Origin of the sequence: Victivallis sp., assembly GCF_048170485.1 — a bacterium.
Lineage (GTDB): Bacteria > Verrucomicrobiota > Lentisphaeria > Victivallales > Victivallaceae > Victivallis.
The window spans coordinates 1-19253 of sequence record NZ_DBEXAY010000034.1 but is presented as its reverse complement, the minus strand read 5'-3'; the positions used below and the strand labels follow the sequence as shown (position 1 = coordinate 19253).

The window sequence follows — 19253 nt, the reverse complement described above, 5'->3', positions numbered from 1 at the left end:
CCTCCCACTTGCCACGCTCGATGCTGGCAAGGGCGATGGCGCTGCGCAGTTCCGCCTGCATCGACAGATCGGCGGGGTGGCGTTTGGAGATCTCCTGAAGCACCTTCAGCGCCTCGCGGGCACGGCCGTCACGCTGAAACGCCTCCGCCATGCGGCGGGCCACCCCTTCGTTGTTCGGGTGGAACTGGTGAAATATTTCGAGAGCTTCCGCCGAGATGAACATCGCATCACAATCCTCCCCGGCATCGGCCATGGCGAGCAGGATCAGCGGATTGTCCACACAGTGAGCCAGCGGCCCTTCGCAGAGGGAGAGCGCGCCGTAGGGGTCGCGAATCGCCTTGAGTTTGATCAGCAGGAAGGGGATGGGGGAGAGCATCATCCAGAATGCGCGCAGCAATGGATTCATTCCGCGGGTTTTGGCCAGCTCAAACTCGCGCAGTTTCTCACGCGTCGCCGCAACCTCGGGATATTCGCGAACCACTTTGACGAGGGTGCGAATGGCGCCATCCAGATCGGACGGCGCCAGACGGATGGCATGGTTGTAGGCATCGCGCACATAGATCGGCGCCTGTTTGAGTGTTTTTCGATCCATACTCTCAACTCCGGCTGTTTCCGCTGCCGGCGACCGGGAGCGGAAGATGATGAAAAAAGCAATCCACAGCGGCGGCCGCCTCCGTCATCTCATTTCCGGGCAGCCGGAAACCGCTGTATCAAGGTAACCTACATGCGATTGTGTTTTTTTCAAGCACGGGAGCGGACTTTTTCCACATTCCGAAGCAAAAAAATGAACTCAAGGCTGTAAATCCGGGAAAAAGTGGCATCCCCAATGGGAGTCGAACCCATGTTGCCGGGATGAGAACCCGGTGTCCTAGGCCTCTAGACGATGGGGACGCAGGAGGCTCGTTAAACGATGGTGCTTACTATAAGCCGTTTTTTGAAAAAGTCAATCTGGAAAGTGTCGCTTTTTTCATTTTTCTCTGCAAAAACCGCTCCGGCTCTTCTGTCCGGCGGAAAAATTCCGGATTTTCCGCTTTTTTTTCCGCGTCATCTTGATTTTTCTTCGGCACAGCTTATAATCAACAGTGCATATATCTGTTTTTTTAATCAAAAGGAGAGATGCTGTGAAATTCCGCCCCCTTCCCCTCCTCCTCTGCTGTCTTGCGGCGGCCGTCGCCACCGGCGCGGAGGAGATCAAAAAAAGTGACGGGACACTCTATTCCAACGTCACGGTGGAACAGGTCGATCCTGCCGGATTGACCATCAGTTTCGTCAATGAAAACGGAACCGCCGTCCTCAAACGCATTCCGTTCGAAGAGCTGGACGCCGCCGTTCAACAGCAGTACCGCTACGACCCCGAACGCGCCCGCCGATATGAGGAGCGGCGCGAACAGCTCAGCCGCGACCGGGCCGAAGAGCTGAAGGCAGACGATGAATCCGACCGGGCCGAGGCCATACGGAAAAAATTGCGCGAGCGCTTCAACGGCAGAAATGTCGAGGTGAGCCGCGAAGATCTGCTCTTCCTGATCCGTTCCAACCGGCGGGCACTGCGGGTCAGCGGTGTCGAAACCGCCGGGGATGGAACGCTCGTCCGCGTTCTCCAGGATGACAGCGGCCAGAACGCCCTGCCGATGATGATTCTCGCCGACGGGCTGAAACTCAAGGTGGAAGAGAGCTGGACCGGATTCCTCTATCCGACCGGCCTCAAGGCGCGTATTCAGGGGAATGCCAATCTGCCCGTCTTCTGCGCCTCCGCCGAACAGGCCGCCGACCTCGTGAACAACTATCTCGACATCTACTACCAGTTTGCCGCCGCAGGAGGAAACGACGCCGCGGCAGGCGCAACGGCGAACGCCTCCGGAACATCGGACAATCCGTCCGGCATCGCCGGAATCGACACCAAGGACAAAAGCAGTACCGAACCGATTGACTTCGGCAACGTCCGCAACTACTCCGGCTACTATTTCGGCGACAGCTACTATCCGGTCTGGTGGTGGTACTACGGGAACTGGTGGAATCGATATCCCATCCGCCCCCGGCCGCCCCGGCTGCCGTTCCCCCCGCGTCCCGACTGGCCCGACCGGCCTGACCGGCCTGACCGGCCGAACTGGCCCGACCGCCCAAACTGGCCTGACCGGCCGAATCGCCCCGAGAAACCGGGACAACCCTCCCGCCCCGGGCAGATGGACCGGCTGGAACGTCCGTCACGCCCCGTCCGCCCGACCAGTCCGCAATCGCGGCCGGGAACCATTCAACCGCCGTCCCGCGAGCCCGCGCAGCCGACCGCGCCCACCCGCTTCGACTCCCGGCCGAACCGCCCGGCGGTCAATCTGCCGGCACGGCCCCCGTCGAGAAGCGGGAACATCATTCCGGCCGCTCCGGCAGGCGGTGGCGGAGGGCGTGCGATGGGGCGCTTTTAAACTCGCACCGCCCCTTCCCCCCGTTAACCGGGAGCATCGATCGCATCAAAACAAAAACGGAGGTGTGAAAAAACACACCTCCGTCTCTCTTTTTCGAACGGAAAACGGCGCTTACGGCATCGCCAGAAGCGAGAAGACCAGCGCGAAGATTGCGCAGGTTTCAATGATGCCGAGTACCATCAGGTAGTTCGCAAATCCCTGATTGGTTTCCCCGAAGGCGTTGCAGCCGCCCGCCGCCGCCTTGCCCTGATACCAGGCGGAAACCATCAGCGCCAGTCCGCCGAAGATGCCGATGGCGAGATAGAGCGGCCAGAACTGCGGCGCAGTTGCCGCCTTCCCCTTCAGAATGACCATCATGATCATGCCGTAGATGGTCTGCGACAGCGGCGCACCGGCCAGCGCAACCAGAAGGAACGGCGCCGGCTTGTCCTGCTGATAGCACTTCTTCCAGGCGCCGACCGCGGCGCTGCCGCCGATTCCGGTGCCGAGGGAAGAGCCGATTCCGGCCAGACCGACCGCCGCATATCCGCCGGCGAGTGCCAGCGCTTTCATCATTTCAAGTTCCATTGCTCAGTTTTCCTCCGATTTTTTGTGGATTTTAAACGGTTTGAAATTCGATCCGCTCCAGCTCAATCCGACGTGATTGGAAAATTCCAGCGTGTTGAGCCGGACGCCGTGAACCAGCACACTCAGAACGCAGAGCCCGATGTTCAGCAGGTGACCGAAGAGGATCACCAATATGCCGAAGATCAGAAAATAGGGCGACGCCTTCCAGATGCTGACCCCCATGCCGTTGAAGCTGAACGCGATGTAATACCCCGCCATGCCGACCGCAAAAAGCCGGATGTAGGAGAGCACATCGACAAAACTGCCGATGATGTTGAAGGGAAACTGGAAGATATCCGCAACATTTTTCCAGTTGATGTCACAGCACACCACCAGCACCAGGCCGATGCCGTAGAGCCAGTACATGTAGACCGGGAACTCGCCCGGCCAGACAATCAGCCGGATCGTCAAAAAGAAGTTCCCCCACAGAATCAGCATCCAGCCGAGGTTCCGGCCGATGCTGCGCAGATTCCCGTCGTGGATCGCACGCCAGATCCGCCCGAGCGAAAGCTGCGCCACCGCCAGAGCAAAGCAGAACGCCTGCACGTTGGCATCCTTGACCCCCTCCTGGGTGAAGAACTTCAAACTCAGCTGCGGCAGCGGAGCCGTGCCGAAGTAGTTGTTGGTCAGCACACCCCAGACGATGGCGGCGACGCTCAGCACCGTCATCATCCGCAGCGGCAACACCGCCGCCGGGCGGTTGCGGAACTTCCACTTCGCCAGCAGCGTCGCCGCCAGAAAGACCAGCCCGTACCCCGCGTCGCCGATGATCATCGCATAGAAGATGGTGAAGAAAATCAGCACCCCGCCGGAGACGTCGATCTCATCGTAGCCGGGCGAAATACCGAGAAACTGGAAGAGCGGCGAAATCAGCCGGCTGAACTTCGACTCCCGGAGCAGAGTCGGCACCGAATCGCCGGCTTCCGGATCGGTAATCAACAGCCCCCAGCCATGCTCCCGGGCCGCGTCACGCAGTTTGTCAATCTCCGGGGCGGGAACAAATCCGGCAAGCGACACCACCGCCCCATGCTCCGCCAGCGAATCATGCACCCGCGCATACTCCAGCTCCGAATCCAGCGTCTGAATCCTGCGCTGTGCCGCCGGCAATGAGGGAAGCAACGCAGTCAGTTCGTCGCCCACCGCCTTCAATTTGAGTGTCAGAGCCTCGGCGCGGCGCCGCAACTCCGGCGGATTATCCTCCTCGCTCAGGCGGACCTCCGGCAGGGCGTCCGGGGCAAGCTCCCGCAACGTCGTCACCACGAAGAAAATCCGCCCGGCATCCTCGCTGATCGGACGGCACTGCGCCTCCTCCAGCGCCATCGCCGCCTCGTACTGCTTCTCGTTGCCGCAGCAGAGGTGAACATGGATCCCTTTCGCCTCCAATGCGGTCAGGGTGTCACGGTTGAACTCCCCCCACACGGAGAGCGCCTTCTGCCGCTGGCGGATGTTCTCAAGCTCGCCGGCAAACCGTTCCCGCTTGTCGAGCAGATCGGCCGCCTCTTCCAGCGCCTCCGCTCCCGACCGCGGTTTCCCCGGCGGAATTTCGCCGCCGTTTTCCTGGACCAGCTTCTCCAGCTCCCCCGTAATCCGGGTCGCTTCGGAAAGCTCTTCCGCAAGCTGCTGAGCGTTCTCCGAGGCGCTGCTGCGGATTGTTTCAACCTGCATCACGCCGAGTCCGCGCAGTGCGGTGAGCGCCTCATCCTGTTCGGTGCCCAGCGCCAGCAGCGTGACCTTTTTCATCGGTACAATCATCTTATCTCATCTCCCGTTGATTTCACGGCCGGATCTGCCCGTTGCCGCGAACGAGATATTTGTAACTGGTCAGCTCATCCGCACCCATCGGACCGCGGGCGTGGAGCTTGTCGGTGCTGATGCCGATCTCCGCCCCCATGCCGAATTCCCCGCCGTCGGTGAACCGGGTCGACGCATTGGCATAGAGTGTCGAAGAGTCGACGTTGGCGAAAAAGTAGTCGATGTCCGCCGGAATCGTGCTCAGAATTCCGTCGCTGTGCCCCGAACCGTAATGGTTGATGTGCTCCACCGCCTCCTCGACTGAACCGACCGTCCTCACCGCGAGAATGAGTGCGAGGTATTCAGCGAAGTAGTCCTCTTCGGTGGCGGGGAGCGCTTCCGGCGCGAGTTTGCAAAACTCCGCATCGCCGCGCAGTTCCACGCCGTTCTCCCGCATCGCGGCGAGGAAGGGCGGCACGAACCGCGGCGCGATGTCGCGATGGATCAGCAGCGTCTCCAGCGTATTGCAGACGCCGGGGCGCTGGCACTTGGCGTTGACGATGATCTTCACCGCCTGATCGATGTCGCATTCGCGGTCGACGAAGAGGTGGCAGACCCCTTTGTAGTGCTTGAGCACCGGCATGGTCGCCTCAGCGCAGACCAGCCGGATCAGCCGTTCGCCGCCGCGCGGAATCACCAGATCGAGATAGCGGTCCATCTTGAGCAGCAGATTGACCGCCGCATGGTCGGTCCACGGCACCAGCTGGACGACGCCGTCCGGCAGCCCGCACGCCACCGCCGCCCGGTTGAGCAGCCCGGCAAGGCAGAGGTTCGAGTGAAACGCCTCGCTGCCGCCGCGCAGAATCACCGCGTTGCCGGCTTTCAGACAGATGCCGGCGGCGTCGACGGTCACGTTGGGCCGCGACTCATAGATGATGCCGATCACACCGATCGGAACGGAGATTTTGGTGATCTCAAGCCCGTTCGGGCGGACATTTTTCGACAGGATTCTCCCGACCGGGTCGTGCTGGGCGGCAACGGTGCGCAGCCCGTCGGCCATCCCCTGAATGCGGGCGTCGGTGAGGGTGAGCCGGTCGATCATCGCCGGAGCGAGTCCCTTGGCGCGGGCGGCTTCGAGGTCGGTTGCGTTGGCCGCCAGAATCTCCGGACGGGCCGATTCAATTTCGCGCGCCATCTGTTCCAGACAGCGATTCTTTGCTTCGCTTGCCAGAGTGGCCAATGCGCGGGAGGCGGTTTTCGCTTTCGCGCCCATCGTCTCCAGCGTCTTCTTCATCACATCGGGTGTCACCGTCTCACTCACCGCGTTCCCTCCGGAAAATCCTCAATTGTCTGTCAGAATACACTCATTTTAAAATACAACAGTTTTGCCCCGGTTGCAAATCGCCGGAACGGGAATCTTGGGCAATCTTGAAAAAAACTCCGGAAAAAACTCTCCGGCGCCGTTTTTTCCATCGAAAAGGATTGCAATTTTCCTGAAACGGGTTATGTTAATTTCCTTGTTTTATTTTTGTTAAAAAAACAGATCCTCATTTTCAAACAGGAGAAGAAATATGCCGGTTGATATTCTGGTCGGTACCCAGTGGGGTGACGAAGGCAAGGGAAAGCTCATCGACGTGCTCACCCGTGACGTCGATATGGTGGTGCGCTTTCAGGGCGGCAACAACGCCGGCCATACCGTCGAAATCGGCAGCGAACGTTATGTGCTCCACCTCGTGCCCTCCGGCATCTTCCGCAAAGGGGTCCGGTGCGTCATCGGCAACGGTCTGGTGGTCGACCCGGTCGCGCTGACCGAGGAGATGAAAGGGATCGCCGAAAAGGGTTTTGACGTTTCCGCAATCGAGTTCAGCAACCGCGCGCAACTGATCTTCGAATATCACAAGCGGGCCGACGTGCTCAACGAAGCCGGCGCCGGTTCGAAGAAGATCGGCACGACCAAGCGCGGCATCGGCCCGGCCTACGCCGACAAGATGCACCGCTGCGGCATCCGCGCGATCGACCTCACCGCGCCCGAACGGCTCGAACCGCAGTTCCGCACCGAAGCTGCCAAATACAACAAGCTCTTCTCCGAACACGGCATCGCGCAGCTCGACATCGACGCGGAGTGGGAGCGCGTCAAGGAGGCGGCCGCCTACCTCGCGCCCCGCGTCTGCGACACCGTCTATTCGATCAACGCCGCGCTCAAGGAAGGCAAGAAGATCCTCTGCGAAGGCGCGCAGGGCGCTCTGCTCGACATCGACCACGGCACCTACCCCTTCGTCACCAGCAGCAACACCACCTCCGGCGGGGCCTGCACCGGTGCCGGCATCGCGCCGCAGCACATCCGCGACTCCTGGGGCGTCATCAAGGCCTACACCACCCGGGTCGGCGAAGGGCCGTTCCCGACGGAACTCTTCGACGAGGCGGGCGAACAGCTCCGTCAGGTCGGGCGGGAGTTCGGCGCCACCACCGGGCGGCCGCGCCGCTGCGGCTGGTTCGACGCGGTCGCCGCGCACTACGCCTGCATGGTTGACGGCATCAACAAGCTCGCCGTCACCAAACTCGACGTGCTCGACAGCTTCGAAAAGATCGCCATCTGCGTCGCCTACGAAATCGACGGCCGGATCACGAAGGAGTTCCCCGCTTCGATCGCCGAACTGCAGGCGGTCAAACCGGTGCTCGAATGGCTGCCCGGCTGGCAGTGCGAAACCTCCGGCGCCACCTGCTGGAACGATCTGCCGGAAAATGCCCGCAACTACCTGAAGCGCATGGCGGAGCTGGTGGATTCCAGCATCGCGGTGGTTTCGGTCGGTCCCCGGCGCGACCAGACCTTCATGGTCTGATGCGGTTCTGATGGATGCTCGGCCGAAACCGGAACACCCGGTTCCGGCCGTTTTTTTTTCGCGGGAGAAAGGGATGAAAACGGAGTGGAGCGGTTGCTTTGATGCCGACCGTCAGGAGGAGGGAATTCTCGGACGGCTGGCGCATTTCGTGCCGGAATTTGACTTCGTTCAGATCGGCGCACTGCTCTTTCTGATCGGCACCGGGCTGCTCTTCATCTACTCGACGGGAGCCCAGGTGGGCGGAAACCACGCGGCCTCCTTCTTCTTCCGCCAGCTGCGCTGGATCGGCGCGGGCGGCATTCTCTGGCTCTTCTGTTCGCTGATCGATTACCGGAAGATCCAATACCGGATTCTGGCGATCCTCTTCTATCTGGTCACGATCGTCCTGCTGATACTGGTTTTCTTCATCGGTGTGAAGGTCTACGGTGCCACCCGCTGGCTCTCGATCGCACCGCTCGGCATGCGGCTGCAACCCTCTGAATTCAGCAAGCTCGCGCTGGTGATGGTGCTCTCGGCGATGTTCGCAAGCCCGATGTTTCAGGTGAACCGCTTCCCCTGCCTGCTGCTCGGCGGGGCGACGGTGGCGCTGCCGTTTCTGCTGATCGTGCGCGAACCGGACCTCGGCAGCGCGCTGATTCTGGTGCCGATTTTTCTGTCGATCCTTTTCACTGCGGGGCTGAAGTGGCGCTATATTCTGCTGGCCGCCGTCGCGGTCTGCATTCTCGGCGGAGCGGCGGTGCTCAACGAGGCGATGCAGTTCCGCCCGATGCTCAAGGAGTACCAACGCGACCGGATCCGGGTCTTTCTCAACCCCGAACTGGACCGCACCGACACCGGCTACAACTCCTATCAGGCGCGGCTGGCGGTCGGCTCCGGCGGGCTGACCGGCAAGGGAATCGGCGAAGGCACCCAGAATACGCTGGGATTTCTGCCGCAGACCGTCTCCAACAACGACTTCATCTTCTCGGTGATCGCCGAGGAGGTCGGCTTTCTCGGCTGTCTCCTGCTGATCGCGGCCTATCTGGCGCTCTTTTACTCGATCATCCGCACCGCGTTTCTCACCACAGACCCCTTCGGGCGCTATCTGGCGGTCGGAATCGGCAGCATCATCTTCACCCACTGCTTCATCAACATCGGCATGAGCATCGGACTTGCGCCGGTGACCGGCCTTTCGCTGCCCTTCGTGAGCTACGGCGGCTCCTTCATGCTGACCGGTCTGGCGGGGTGCGGTCTGCTCCAGTCGGTCTACCGGTTCCGGAATTCGCGCTGACGGTGCGGTAGCGCCCCGGCGGCAGGCCGTTCCGGCGCCGGAAGAGCGCCGCAAAATGGTATGGATCGGTAAAGCCAAGCATTGCGGCCAGCTCCTTGATCGGCGTCCGGGTGCTGGCCAGAAGCTCCCGCGCCGCCTCCATCTTGCGGTCGAGCAGATACTGCAGCGGCGTCTCGCCGAAGTCCCGGCGGAAGATGCGGATGGTCTGCGCGCGCGATTTTGAGATCGCCACGGCCAGCTCCTCCAGCGAGGGAACCGTTCCAAACACCGCCGCATCGAGACGGGCGCGGAGCAGTTCGCCCTCCTCGGAGATTGCCGGTTTTCCGGCGGCGCCGGCGAGATCGGCCGCCATCGTGGTGATGACCGCCGTCAGAAACTCCGGACCGGTGCGGGTGTGGATGAATTCCGGATGTTTCCGGAACTGGTGCAGTGCGTCGAGAAAAAGCTCCGGCCGGGAGAAGCCGCGGACGAGAAAGAGCCGCTCCACCCGGAAGATGCGGCGCAGTTCGGTGCCGAGTACGCCGCCGAAGTTCATCCAGTATTTCACCCACGGATTGTGTGCGTCGGACCAGTAGCGGTGACGGCTGCCCTCCGGCAGGAAGTAAAGGTCGCCGGCCGAAGGGTGGAACTCTTCCCCGTCGATTTCGAGCGTGCCGGTGCCGCGTTCGACATATTCGACCACGGAGAAATCGGCGGTTTCCCGTTCAATCCGATAACTGCCGTCGCAGTAACTCACCCCCGCCAGCCGAAGCTGGAAGGGGGAGTCGGCCGGGACCGGCGGCGGCAGAACGAACTCTTCGCGCATGCTGTCTCAGCGTTTCAGGGCGAGCGAAACCCGGCGGAACTGCCACGGGGGCAGTGTCTCCTCGCCGCCTTGCGCCGTCCTGACCGTGACCGGGTGAAGCGTACGGTTCTGCAGTGTTGCCAGCAGTGTGCCGGCACTCTCCTGCTCGAGCGTGACCAGCTCCACCCCCTCGTTTTCGAGAGCGGGCAGCGGCAGCAGCGAACCGGTTCCGGGGCGCTCCCCGGAATGCGGCCAGGTGAGGATCGTCACCGGCGGGAACTCCAGCTCATCCGCGAGGGCCGAAGCATCGCCGCCGAGGGCGAGGCGGAAGTTGAGTTTGAGTTCTCCCCGCTCGGTGGCGTGTTCCGGGAATTCGTCCGCCGCCGTCATGGTGCTGACCGAATAGCGGCTGCCACGGGCGAGCGTCAGCGTGAAGAAGCCGTTCTCGTTGTCGAATCCGTAGCTGGAATCCGCCGCAAAGCTGTAGGGGCGGTCCGGGAACACCCGGGCGTAGCGGACACCCGGCACCTGGCCGGTCTCGCCGCGGGTGACCTCCGCCCCGGCGACGTCGTAGACCACCCGGTCGCCCTGCGGCATCCGCATCTTGAGCCGCACCGAGCGGTCGAGCCAGAGAATCCGGGCGGCGCCTTCCAGCCGGGAGGAGTTGCGGTTCAGCCGGAGCGTGAGTTCGATCTGCGAACGCCCGCCGGAGAAGCGCACCCACAGGGCGGCCCGTTCCGGACCGGTTTCGAGCACCTTCGCTTCGGTGATGCGCCAGAGTTCGACCAGCTCCTGCAGATGGATGCCGTCAAACTCCTCGGAGCCGTCTCCCCAGGAGCCCCACGGGTCGCGGTAGAGGGCGAATGAGATGCCGCCGTCGCCGGCGAAGGGTTCGCCGTTGCGGAGCAGTTCGATCCGGTAACTGCCCGGCACGGCGCGCACCTCGAGTTCGCCGTTGCCGATGACGTGCTCCGACAGCGCTTCCGCCGGATGTCCCGCCGGAGCGGGGGCGTATTCCGGATGGCTGACGTAGCCGAAGGTCATGACCTTCCAGCCGAAGGGAGGCAGTTCCACCGGGCAGAGCACCCGCTGCCGCCAGAGGATTTCCGGATAGCAGTGATGTTCGTGTTCGACCTCCTGGAACGGCACCGGAACGCCGTTTTCATCGCGCACTTCGAGGATCTTGTCCCCCGGAACCGCTCCGAGCAGCGGGCGGTAGTCGAGGTTGGTTTCGAGCTCCACCGGTCCGCAGTAGGCGACCGGGCGCGGGTTGAAGACCAGGAACGGCACCGCCTCGGGCATGTCGTCGGCCGGAACCGGCACCCGCACCGCGACGGTGGCGGCCAGATCGTTCAGCGCCGCGAACTCCCGGGCGCGGGCGGAGTGGGCCGCGCCGCCGAGCCAGTCGCTCTGCTCCTCGTAGGCGCGCTCGACACTGCTCCCCGGCAGGATGTCGTGGAAGGTGTTGAAACAGATGTCGCTCCACTCCCGGTGGAATCCTTCCGGCTTCTGCCCCAGCGCGGTGCGGATGACCGATTCGCTCCGTTCGGCGCGGCGGACCAGCGCCTCCGTCCGGCGGAAGCGGTGTTTGAATCCGGTCATCGAGCTGTAACAGCCGCGCAGACAGAAGTTGAGTTCGCCGCGGTAGACGGGCGGCTCGAATCCCTCCGCGATCTCCTGGCGGGCGGCGTTGAAGTAATCGGAGAAGGTGGAGAAGCGCACCTCCACTTCCGGATGCGACTCCGCCCAGGCGAGCACTTCGCGGATCTGCCGCCTCGTGGTGCCGCCGCCGTGGTCCCCGAGCCCCATGCCGAGGGCGATTTCGCGGCGGGGGGAGTCGGCGTAGCGCTCGAGGGCGGTGTTCAGCCGCAGAAGCGTCTCATCGCGGCCGCAGCCGTACCAGCCGATCACCAGACGGCAGGAGAGAATCCGGCTGCCGCCGGGGCCCTCCCAGTAGAAGAGGTCGTCCGGCAACGCAAGCTGTGCCTCCGCCGGACGGGAGAAACAGAAGTTTTCAAACCCGGCCAGCCGGAAGATCTCCGGCATGCCGGCGCTGTGCCCGAAGCAGTCCGCCGACCAGGCGGTTCTGACCGGTTCGCCGAAGGTGTCACGGAAATACTGCTGCCCCAGCAGGAACTGCCGCACCTGCGTGGCGGTGTCGGGCATATTCTGGTCCGGCTGGACCAGATTGCCGCCGATGATGTCCCAGCGGCCCGCCCGATGAAATGCGCGGATTTTTTCGAACAGTTCCGGGTCGAAGCGCTCGATCTGGCGGTAGATCGTCGCTTCGCCGCGGGAAAAGCGCAGGAACGGAAACTCTTCCAGCAGTGCCGCCATACTGCGGCAGGTTTTGACTCCTTCGTTCAGACCTTCGCGCCAGTCCCAGAACCAGACCGGGTCGAGATGCGCGTTCGACAGCAGGTGAAACGTCAGCTTCTTCATCGTCTTATCCCTTGAACATTCTCCGTTGTTGCGGCTGTAAAGCTGGTATAAGATAGCATCCGTTTCGCCGGATGCAATCGGTTGTAACGGTTTCCGTGAAGGAATTTCATCCATCGCGGAGGGCTTCGGTCGCGCCGCCGGGAGAAAATTGCGGAAACCATTCGTATTTTTCCCGGAAAGGTGCTATCTTTAAAAGAGAAAGTACGGTTGGAACAATGGGAGGCGCGATGGAGACGTTGAATGCGGCGATGAGCGGTTCGCTGCTGGCGGCTGTCTATCTGGTCTATCAGCTTCCCGCCGTCTGGACGGCGGTTCTTCTGGCCCGCCGGTTCGCGCCGCGGCGCTGGTGCGAATTCCTGACCGTGGCCGGGTTTCTCTACGAACTTCTGATGATCGCTCTGCCCGGCGTGCTCGGGCTGTGCGGCCTGCTCGACCACCTCTTCGTCGCCTCGATGGCGCTGGCGGCCGGCGTGACGGTGATCACCTGGAAGAAACCGTGGAAGCCGCTCCCGCCGGAACGGTTCACCGCCCCCGAACTCCTGATGATCGCGCTCGCCGCCGGATTCCTCTTCTACCAGTGGCGGATGTTCGCCTATCTGCCGGTCATCGGCACCGACGCGCAGACCTACCACATCTACTATCCGGCGGTCTGGCTGGCGGAGGGGCGGCTCGAGCGGATCGTCCAGCCGGGGCTGATGACTGCGACCTACCCCTGTTACGGCGAACTCATCTACTGCTGGCACATGGCGCCGGTCCGGCTCGACTTCTTCGCCCGGAACATTCAGTTCTTCCACCTGCTGCTGGCCGGAATCGCCGTCGTCGCCGCGGGGCAGGCGGCGGGATTCCGCCGGGCGGCGGCGATTGCGGCGGCCTCGTTCGTGATCTTCTCGGGGGTGGTCTTCCGCAACGCCTCGGTGGCGAACACCGATCTGATGGTCGGGGCGAATCTGGTGATCGGCACCGCACTGCTGATTCCGGCGATGCGGCGGAACTCCGCGGCCTGGTTCGGGCTCGCCGGGGCGGCATTCGGCGTCGCCGCCGCGACGAAATACCTCGGGTTCCTGCTGGCGCCGCCGATGCTGCTGGCGCTGGGAGGCGGCATTCTGTTCTTCCGCCGCTCCTGCCGGAACGGAGTGCTTTGCTCGTTTCTCGTCGCCGCGGTGACCGCCGCACCCTGCTTTGTCGCCAACTGGATCACCTACAGCAACCCGGTCTTCCCGGTGCGGCTCGGCATCGGCAGTTTTTCGCTCTTCTCGAGCTTCATGACGGAACCCTCGCCCACCCTCGGCTGGTCGCTCCGGGCCTGGCACTACTTCGTCGACGGCGCGAAAAACAGCCTCTCGTTCTGGAATGCGCTCCTGCTCGGCGCCGGATGTCTCGCGCTCTTCCTGTACGTTTTCACCGCCGGGCGCCGCCGCGGTGGACGGATGCTGCTCTTCTTCGCCGTCCTTCTGCTGGTTCTGCTGCTGCTCCAGCTGAAACTCTACCCCTCCATCACCCAGCCCCGTCAGATCGTGCCGCTGGTGATGCTGGCGGCGGCCGCCGGCATCGGCGGATTTGAACTGCTCGCCCGCCGGTTCGGCAACTGGTGCGTCGCGGCGGTGATGGCGGCCGTCGCGTGGGGAGCCTCGTTCGATCAGATCTCCTACCCGATTCACGGTGCGGGGATTCTCGTCACCGCGGCGGTCTCGCTGCTGTTTCTCCTCTCCTGCCGGGTGCGGTTGCGGCCGCTCCGCCATCTCCTGTGGCTGCTCTTCGGCGCGGCACTGCTCCTCGACGCGGGGTACCGGTACGGCGTGGCCAACTCCTCCGGACCGCTGATGCGCGCCCGCTTTCTTTCCGCAGAAGATGAGGCGATTCGCGACCGGATGGAACAGGAGCGCGGCGGCCGCGGCGCGGTGATCGCCTACTGCGGCCTCTATTTCTACCACTACTTCGCCGACGGCCGGAACCGGGTGGTGTCAATCCCGGTCACCGAATCCGGCAATCCCTCTCTCGCCGGCTACCGCGACTTTGCGGAGATGCGCCGCCCCGGCAGTTTCGCGGCGTGGCTCGACCGGCTCCGGGCGGCGCAGGTGGATTACCTGGTGACCGACCCCGGCGTCGCCGGAATTCCGAACGCCGATCTCGAACTGCGCTGGGCGGAGGAGCATCCGGAGCTCTTCACCCCGCTCAATCCGGGCGGCCGTGTGCGCGCTTTCCGGCTGAGGCCGGAGGGGGGAGGCCGCCGGTGACCGAGGTACAGACGCTGACTCATGCGGTGATCTCCGGCGAGATCCGCCGGATTCTTTTCGACAGCGGCGACGGCCGTTACGCCGTGCTCCGGCTGGCGGACGGCTCCGGCGCGGAACATGTGCTCTGCGGACCGCTCTGCGGACTCGCCCCCGGCCAGAACATCGAGGCGGAGGGGCGCTGGGAGAAGCACGCCGAATTCGGCAACCGCTTCCGGGCGGAGAAGTTCCGGCTCCGGCTGCCGTCGACGCCGGAGGGGATCAAACGGTTCCTCGGCTCCGGCGCGATTCCCGGCATCGGCGGACGCACCGCGGAGATCATCGTCGACCACTTCGGAGACCAGACCTTGACCATTCTCGACCGGTTTTCGAAGCGCCTGCAGGAGGTTCCCGGCATCGGCCCGAAAAAGGCGGAAGCGATCATTCAGGGATGGCGCGAGTCGGCCGCCCGCCGCGAAAGCTACATCTTTCTGCAGGGGCTGGGCATCACGCCCGCCTACTGCGCCCGGCTCTTCCGGCAGTACGGGGAACGGGCGCCCGACGTGGTCCGCGCCAACCCCTACCGGCTGGCGGAGGAGGTGGACGGCATCGGATTTCTCAAAGCCGACGAGATCGCCGGCGCGCTCGGCATCGCCCGCGATTCGGTCGACCGGATGGCCGCCGCCTGCGTCTACACCGTCAATACGCTGGTCGGCTCCGGGCATGTCTGCTGTCCCGAACCGGAACTGCTCCGGCAGACCGCCGAGCTCGCCAACCAGAAGCCGGAGCGCGCATCCGCCGGGCTGGAGGCCGCGCTCGAACGGGGCCTGCTCCGCCGTTCCGACGGCATGATCTATACGCCGCTGCTTCTGCAGGCGGAAACCGAATTGCCGAAGCTGATCGCCGCGCTGGCGACGGCGCGCCGTTTCGCCGGGCAGTCGCTCCGGCCGCTGGCGGGGGAAACGCCGGTCGTGCTCAACTCCGGGCAGCTCGCCGCGGTCGAAGGGGTCAGCCGGACGCCGCTGTCGATCATCACCGGCGGCCCCGGCGTCGGGAAAACCACCGTGGTGGGGGAGATCGTCCGCCGCGCCCGCGCCGCCGGCGTGCCGCTCGCACTGGCCGCCCCCACCGGACGTGCCGCCAAACGGCTGTCGGAGTCGACCGGCGTCACGGCGAAGACTCTGCACCGGCTGTTGCAGTTCGACCCGGCCACCGGGCGTTTCACGCACGGCACCGGTTCTCCGCTCTCCTGCCGGCTGCTGATCGTCGACGAGGTGTCGATGCTGGATCTCCTGCTGGCGCAGGCGCTTTTCCGGGCGCTCCGGCCGGGCACTTCGGTGGTGCTGGTCGGGGACGCCGATCAGCTGCCGTCGGTAGGGGCGGGCACGGTGCTGGCCAGTTTCCTCGCCTCGGGCTGGTTTTCCGTGACCCGGCTCACGCAGATCTTCCGGCAGGCGGAGAACAGCCGGATCATCGTCAACGCCCACCGGGTCAACCGCGGGCAGCTGCCGGAAAATCTTCCGCTCCGCTCCGGGGAACTGACCGATTTCTACTGGATTGAGCAGGACGATCCCGAGCGTGCCGTCGAGCTGATCGAGAAGATGGTGGTCGAACGGATTCCGGCCCGTTTCGGCCTCGATCCGGTCCGCGACGTGCAGATTTTGACGCCGATGAACCGGGGCAGCTGCGGCACGATTTCACTCAATGCCCGGCTGCAGGAACAGCTCAACGGCGGCGACCGGCCGCAGTTCAAGCTGGGGGAACGGGTGTTCCGCACCGGCGACAAGATCATGCAGATCTCCAACAACTACGAGAAAAACGTCTTCAACGGCGACTTCGGCCGCCTCGGCAGGATCTATTTCAAGGAGAAGAAATTCCTGGTTCTCTTCGACGACGGCCGGCTGGTCGAATACCGGTTTGAGGAGGCGGAACAGCTCTCGCTGGCCTACGCGGTGACGGTCCACAAGTCGCAGGGGAGCGAATTCCCGGCGGTCGTGCTGCCCTTCCTCACCCAGCACTACATGATGCTGCAGCGGAATCTGCTCTACACCGCCATGACCCGCGCGAAGCGGCTCCTGGTGCTGATCGGCAGTCAACGCGCGGTGCGCATGGCGGTGGAGAACGCCCGGCTCGAACCGCGCTTCTCGCTCCTGACCGAACGGCTGGTCGAACTGCGCCGCCGCTGTGAGGAGGCGTTCCGCAACGCTCCCTGAACGGTTTTCACTGTTTCGCGGGTTGACAAAACGCACTGTTGTAACACCATCCGCGAAAGGAGAACCGTATGGAACCGAATTGGGACTTTATCTTTCACCGGCGGCATCCGCACTATTTCCGCAACCTGGAGTGCTGGCAGCGCAGTGCGGCGGCCTACGCCGGCGGCGAAGCCTACCTGCGGCAGGCGCTGATCCGGCACGTTTCGGAGGTCGAGCTGGAGTTCGCCGAACGGCTCCGGCGCGCCTACTACTTCAACTACCCGCGCAAGCTCGCGCGGCTGATCACCCAGTTCGTCCTTTCGGTCGAACCGACCCGCGAGGGGGCCGATCCGGCGCTGGTCGAGGACTTCTCGCGCAGCGGACTGCGCGCCGGCGAGGTGATGCGCCAGTTTTCCACACTGCTCAACGTCTTCGGCGGCGCGGCGGTCGAAATCGAAATGCCCTTCTTCGAAGGCGAGGTGGACTGTGAGCGGAGAAACCGGGAGAAACTGCGCCCGGCGGCGAAGGTTCACTCGCCGCTGGAGATTCCGGACTGGGGCTTCGGCGCCGACGGGGAACTCGACTGGATCATCTTCGAGGAACATGTCCGGGTCGCGCCGGGGCCGTGGAAACCCGCCGTCGAACTGCTCCGCCGGAAACTCTACACCCGCAACGAATGTTTCGTGCTCGAACGCGAAGCGGGCACCGGCATCGTCCGGCAGAGACTGCACGCCGTGCACCGCCTCGGCGCAGTCCCCGCCTTCTACCTCACGGAACCGGATGGCTACGGACTCAACTCCGGCCACTACTTCGAGGATGTCGTGCGCATTTCGGATGCGATTCTCAACAACGAATCCGAGTCGCAGATGAACATCGTCAAACAGATGTTCGGACTGCTGGTCATCTCCGAAGGATTCGCCCGGGGGGCCCGTGCGTCGGGCGGAAGCCGTTCCGGCGGCGCGACGGAGAAGTTCAGCCATGTGCTCGCCCGTTCCGCGGCGATCTGGGAGAGCCCGGAGGAGCGCGGCATCAGCCGCTACATCTCCCCCTCCGGCGCCGACACCAGCCGAATCCGCGAGGAGAACGACGCGCTCAAGCGCGAGCTCTTCGACACGGTCGGCATGGCGCTGGTCACCCCCTGCCGGGAGGCGCAGACCGCCGAATCCAAGGCGTGGGACTACCACCAGGTCAAGCAGTTTCTCGCCTGCCGCGCCGACATGCTCGAACAGGCGGAATTGCGCTGCTGGAAGCTGATGGCGAAATTCGATCCCTCAATCCGGGTTCCGTCGGTCCTCTACAACCGGGAGTTCGCGGTCGCCGACCTCAAGAGTTCGATCGAATCGCTGCTCGAACTGCGGGAGTTCTCCGGCGGGACTGCCTACCGGCGCGAAGTGGAGAAAAGCGCGCTCTTCCTGCTTGAAAAGATCCGCAAGATCGATCCGCTCCGCCGCCGGGCCATACTCGAGGAGATCGAGCGGGAGGAAAAGGAGGCGGATCATGCTTGAGTCACTGCCGCTGGAATCCGCTTCGCTGTGGAAAAAAGAGGAAAATGGCCCCTTCGTGGAGTTCGCCGTCCGCGCCGCCGTGCTGGAGGCCGGTTCGCTCGGCAGTTCCGGCGGGGAGGTGTGCGAGTCGCTCTGCTGGGTGGTCGCCGACGTGCCGCCCCGGCCGGGCGACCGGCTGGTCCTCCGGGAGCGGTGCTTCGATCTGGCGGAGGTGCGGGTGTTCCGCAACCTCGACGGCCGGGTGGTGGCTTACCGGTGCACCCCCGCGATGGAACGCGGATGACGGCCGCTCCCCTTCTCCCGGGAAAAAAATGTGGAAAAAACAACTAGAAATTCGTTTGGCGAAGGTTGCATTTCCCTTTTAATAAGGTTATTTTAAATAATAGTTTCAATCGGGAGGAAGGAAACGCATGTTTTGTAAATACTGGTATCCGAATATGATTCGGCAGCATATTCTGTCGCGTTACGGTGTGGAGCCGTTGAACTCCCACTATTACGCGACCACGTATCCGAGTGTATATGCTGCGGCCGACCGGATTTTCGGCTCATGGGAAGCCGCCATCACCATGTGCGGGCTGGACTACAGCCAGATTCGCAAGTACAAACGCTGGAGCAACACCGCGGTGGTCGACGAAATCCGCAAACTTCACGAGGAGGGCCAGCCGATCTCCTCGCAGTCGGTGCAGGTCCACCACAAGAGTCTTTACATGGCGGCGATCAAGCGGTTCCGCGGCTGGAAACGCGCGGTGGAAGCCGCCGGAATCGACTACCGTCAGATCCGGCTCCGCCGCAGTCTGAACAAGACCGAACTCCGGCAGCAGATCCTGGAGCTCTACCGGAAGAAGGTGGATCTCTCCTACACCAACATGCGCCGGAACTACCAGTACCTTCTCGCCTCCGGGAGCAAGAAGCTCGGCGACGGAAGCTGGGCGCGCGCCCGCCTCCGCTGCGGAATCAAGGTCAACTACCGCATCGAAAATCGCGGTCTCTCCAAACGCAATGCGGAACATCAGGAGCAGCCGCAGAGCTGATCCCCGGCAAAAACCGATTCGTCATTATGCCGCCGTCCATCTGGACGGCGCTTTTCTTTCAGAAAAAAAGGCCGGCGGAGAAAGTTCTGCCGCCGGGGTACCGAGGTGGACGCCGCCTCGAGCGTACCAGACTCGAAACGGGCAGGTCTTGGCTGACCTGAAATTTTCATCTATTAATTGGCGGTCCCGACAAAATCCTGACAGGATTTTTCAAAAAAAATTTCA

General features: G+C 63.3%; 14 protein-coding genes and 1 tRNA gene. 8 read left to right on the top strand and 7 right to left on the bottom strand.

All coding sequences use genetic code 11. From position 1 onward, the window contains the following. Together ACMLHG_RS01735 and ACMLHG_RS01730 are read right to left on the bottom strand one after the other, a co-directional pair. The coding region (locus ACMLHG_RS01735) for a hypothetical protein (RefSeq protein ID WP_417169340.1) at positions 1-592 on the bottom strand (592 nt) is incomplete at its 3' end. A 223-nt stretch (positions 593-815) separates the two neighbouring features. Continuing rightward, positions 816-891: transfer RNA gene (locus tag ACMLHG_RS01730), tRNA-Glu, on the bottom strand. A gap of 230 nt (positions 892-1121) precedes the next feature. Here ACMLHG_RS01730 and ACMLHG_RS01725 point away from each other — a divergent pair. Continuing rightward, a complete protein-coding gene (locus tag ACMLHG_RS01725) occupies positions 1122-2417 on the top strand; it encodes a hypothetical protein (RefSeq protein WP_417169339.1) in 1296 nt (431 codons plus the stop codon). 111 nt (positions 2418-2528) lie between these two features. Here the strand turns inward: ACMLHG_RS01725 and ACMLHG_RS01720 are convergent, their stop codons facing one another. Genes ACMLHG_RS01720 through ACMLHG_RS01710 form a run of 3 tightly spaced genes read right to left on the bottom strand, consistent with a single transcriptional unit; the run spans position 2529 to position 6048 of the window. Then, positions 2529-2984, bottom strand: coding sequence for a hypothetical protein (locus tag ACMLHG_RS01720; protein ID WP_294433452.1), 456 nt, complete (start codon positions 2982-2984; stop codon positions 2529-2531). 3 nt (positions 2985-2987) lie between these two features. Beyond that, on the bottom strand, positions 2988-4775 hold the full coding sequence (locus tag ACMLHG_RS01715; protein ID WP_417169338.1) for a V-type ATP synthase subunit I: 1788 nt from the start codon (positions 4773-4775) through the stop codon (positions 2988-2990). A gap of 22 nt (positions 4776-4797) precedes the next feature. Beyond that, positions 4798-6048, bottom strand: a complete 1251-nt coding sequence (locus ACMLHG_RS01710; protein WP_417169341.1) for a glutamate-5-semialdehyde dehydrogenase — start codon at positions 6046-6048, stop codon at positions 4798-4800. Between the two features lie 277 nt (positions 6049-6325). Between ACMLHG_RS01710 and ACMLHG_RS01705 the strand changes: the two genes are divergently transcribed. Next, complete coding sequence (locus ACMLHG_RS01705; protein ID WP_417169337.1) at positions 6326-7594, top strand: adenylosuccinate synthase; 1269 nt, start codon at positions 6326-6328, stop codon at positions 7592-7594. A gap of 73 nt (positions 7595-7667) precedes the next feature. Further along, positions 7668-8864 carry a rod shape-determining protein RodA gene (rodA, locus tag ACMLHG_RS01700; protein ID WP_417169336.1) on the top strand — a complete coding sequence of 399 codons (1197 nt, stop codon included), beginning with the start codon at positions 7668-7670 and terminating at the stop codon, positions 8862-8864. Here rodA and ACMLHG_RS01695 read toward each other — a convergent pair. Together ACMLHG_RS01695 and ACMLHG_RS01690 are read right to left on the bottom strand one after the other, a co-directional pair. Beyond that, the gene (locus ACMLHG_RS01695) at positions 8797-9669 is read right to left on the bottom strand and encodes an AraC family transcriptional regulator (RefSeq protein ID WP_294433463.1); all 873 of its coding nucleotides are present in this window, start codon (positions 9667-9669) and stop codon (positions 8797-8799) included. The two genes, rodA and ACMLHG_RS01695, sit on opposite strands and share 68 nt — an antisense overlap. A 6-nt stretch (positions 9670-9675) precedes the next feature. Next, positions 9676-12090 (bottom strand): hypothetical protein, encoded by a 2415-nt coding sequence (locus ACMLHG_RS01690; RefSeq protein WP_417169335.1) that lies wholly within the window; start codon positions 12088-12090, stop codon positions 9676-9678. 227 nt (positions 12091-12317) lie between these two features. Between ACMLHG_RS01690 and ACMLHG_RS01685 the strand changes: the two genes are divergently transcribed. The 5 genes from ACMLHG_RS01685 to ACMLHG_RS01665 all read left to right on the top strand — a co-directional run bounded on the left by ACMLHG_RS01685 (position 12318) and on the right by ACMLHG_RS01665 (position 19028). Further along, positions 12318-14324, top strand: a complete 2007-nt coding sequence (locus ACMLHG_RS01685) for a hypothetical protein (protein ID WP_417169334.1) — start codon at positions 12318-12320, stop codon at positions 14322-14324. Further along, positions 14321-16513 (top strand): ATP-dependent RecD-like DNA helicase, encoded by a 2193-nt coding sequence (locus tag ACMLHG_RS01680; RefSeq protein ID WP_417169333.1) that lies wholly within the window; start codon positions 14321-14323, stop codon positions 16511-16513. The genes ACMLHG_RS01685 and ACMLHG_RS01680 overlap by 4 nt, the downstream gene beginning before the upstream one ends. A 68-nt stretch (positions 16514-16581) precedes the next feature. Further along, entirely contained in the window at positions 16582-17997 is a 1416-nt protein-coding gene (locus ACMLHG_RS01675) for a hypothetical protein (protein WP_417169332.1), read from the top strand. Next, positions 17990-18280 carry a hypothetical protein gene (locus ACMLHG_RS01670; RefSeq protein ID WP_417169331.1) on the top strand — a complete coding sequence of 97 codons (291 nt, stop codon included), beginning with the start codon at positions 17990-17992 and terminating at the stop codon, positions 18278-18280. Before ACMLHG_RS01675 ends, ACMLHG_RS01670 begins: the two co-directional genes overlap by 8 nt. Before the next feature lie 127 nt (positions 18281-18407). After that, positions 18408-19028: a hypothetical protein gene (locus ACMLHG_RS01665; RefSeq protein ID WP_295808041.1), complete on the top strand. Its 621-nt coding sequence runs from the start codon at positions 18408-18410 to the stop codon at positions 19026-19028. Positions 19029-19253 lie beyond the last annotated feature (225 nt).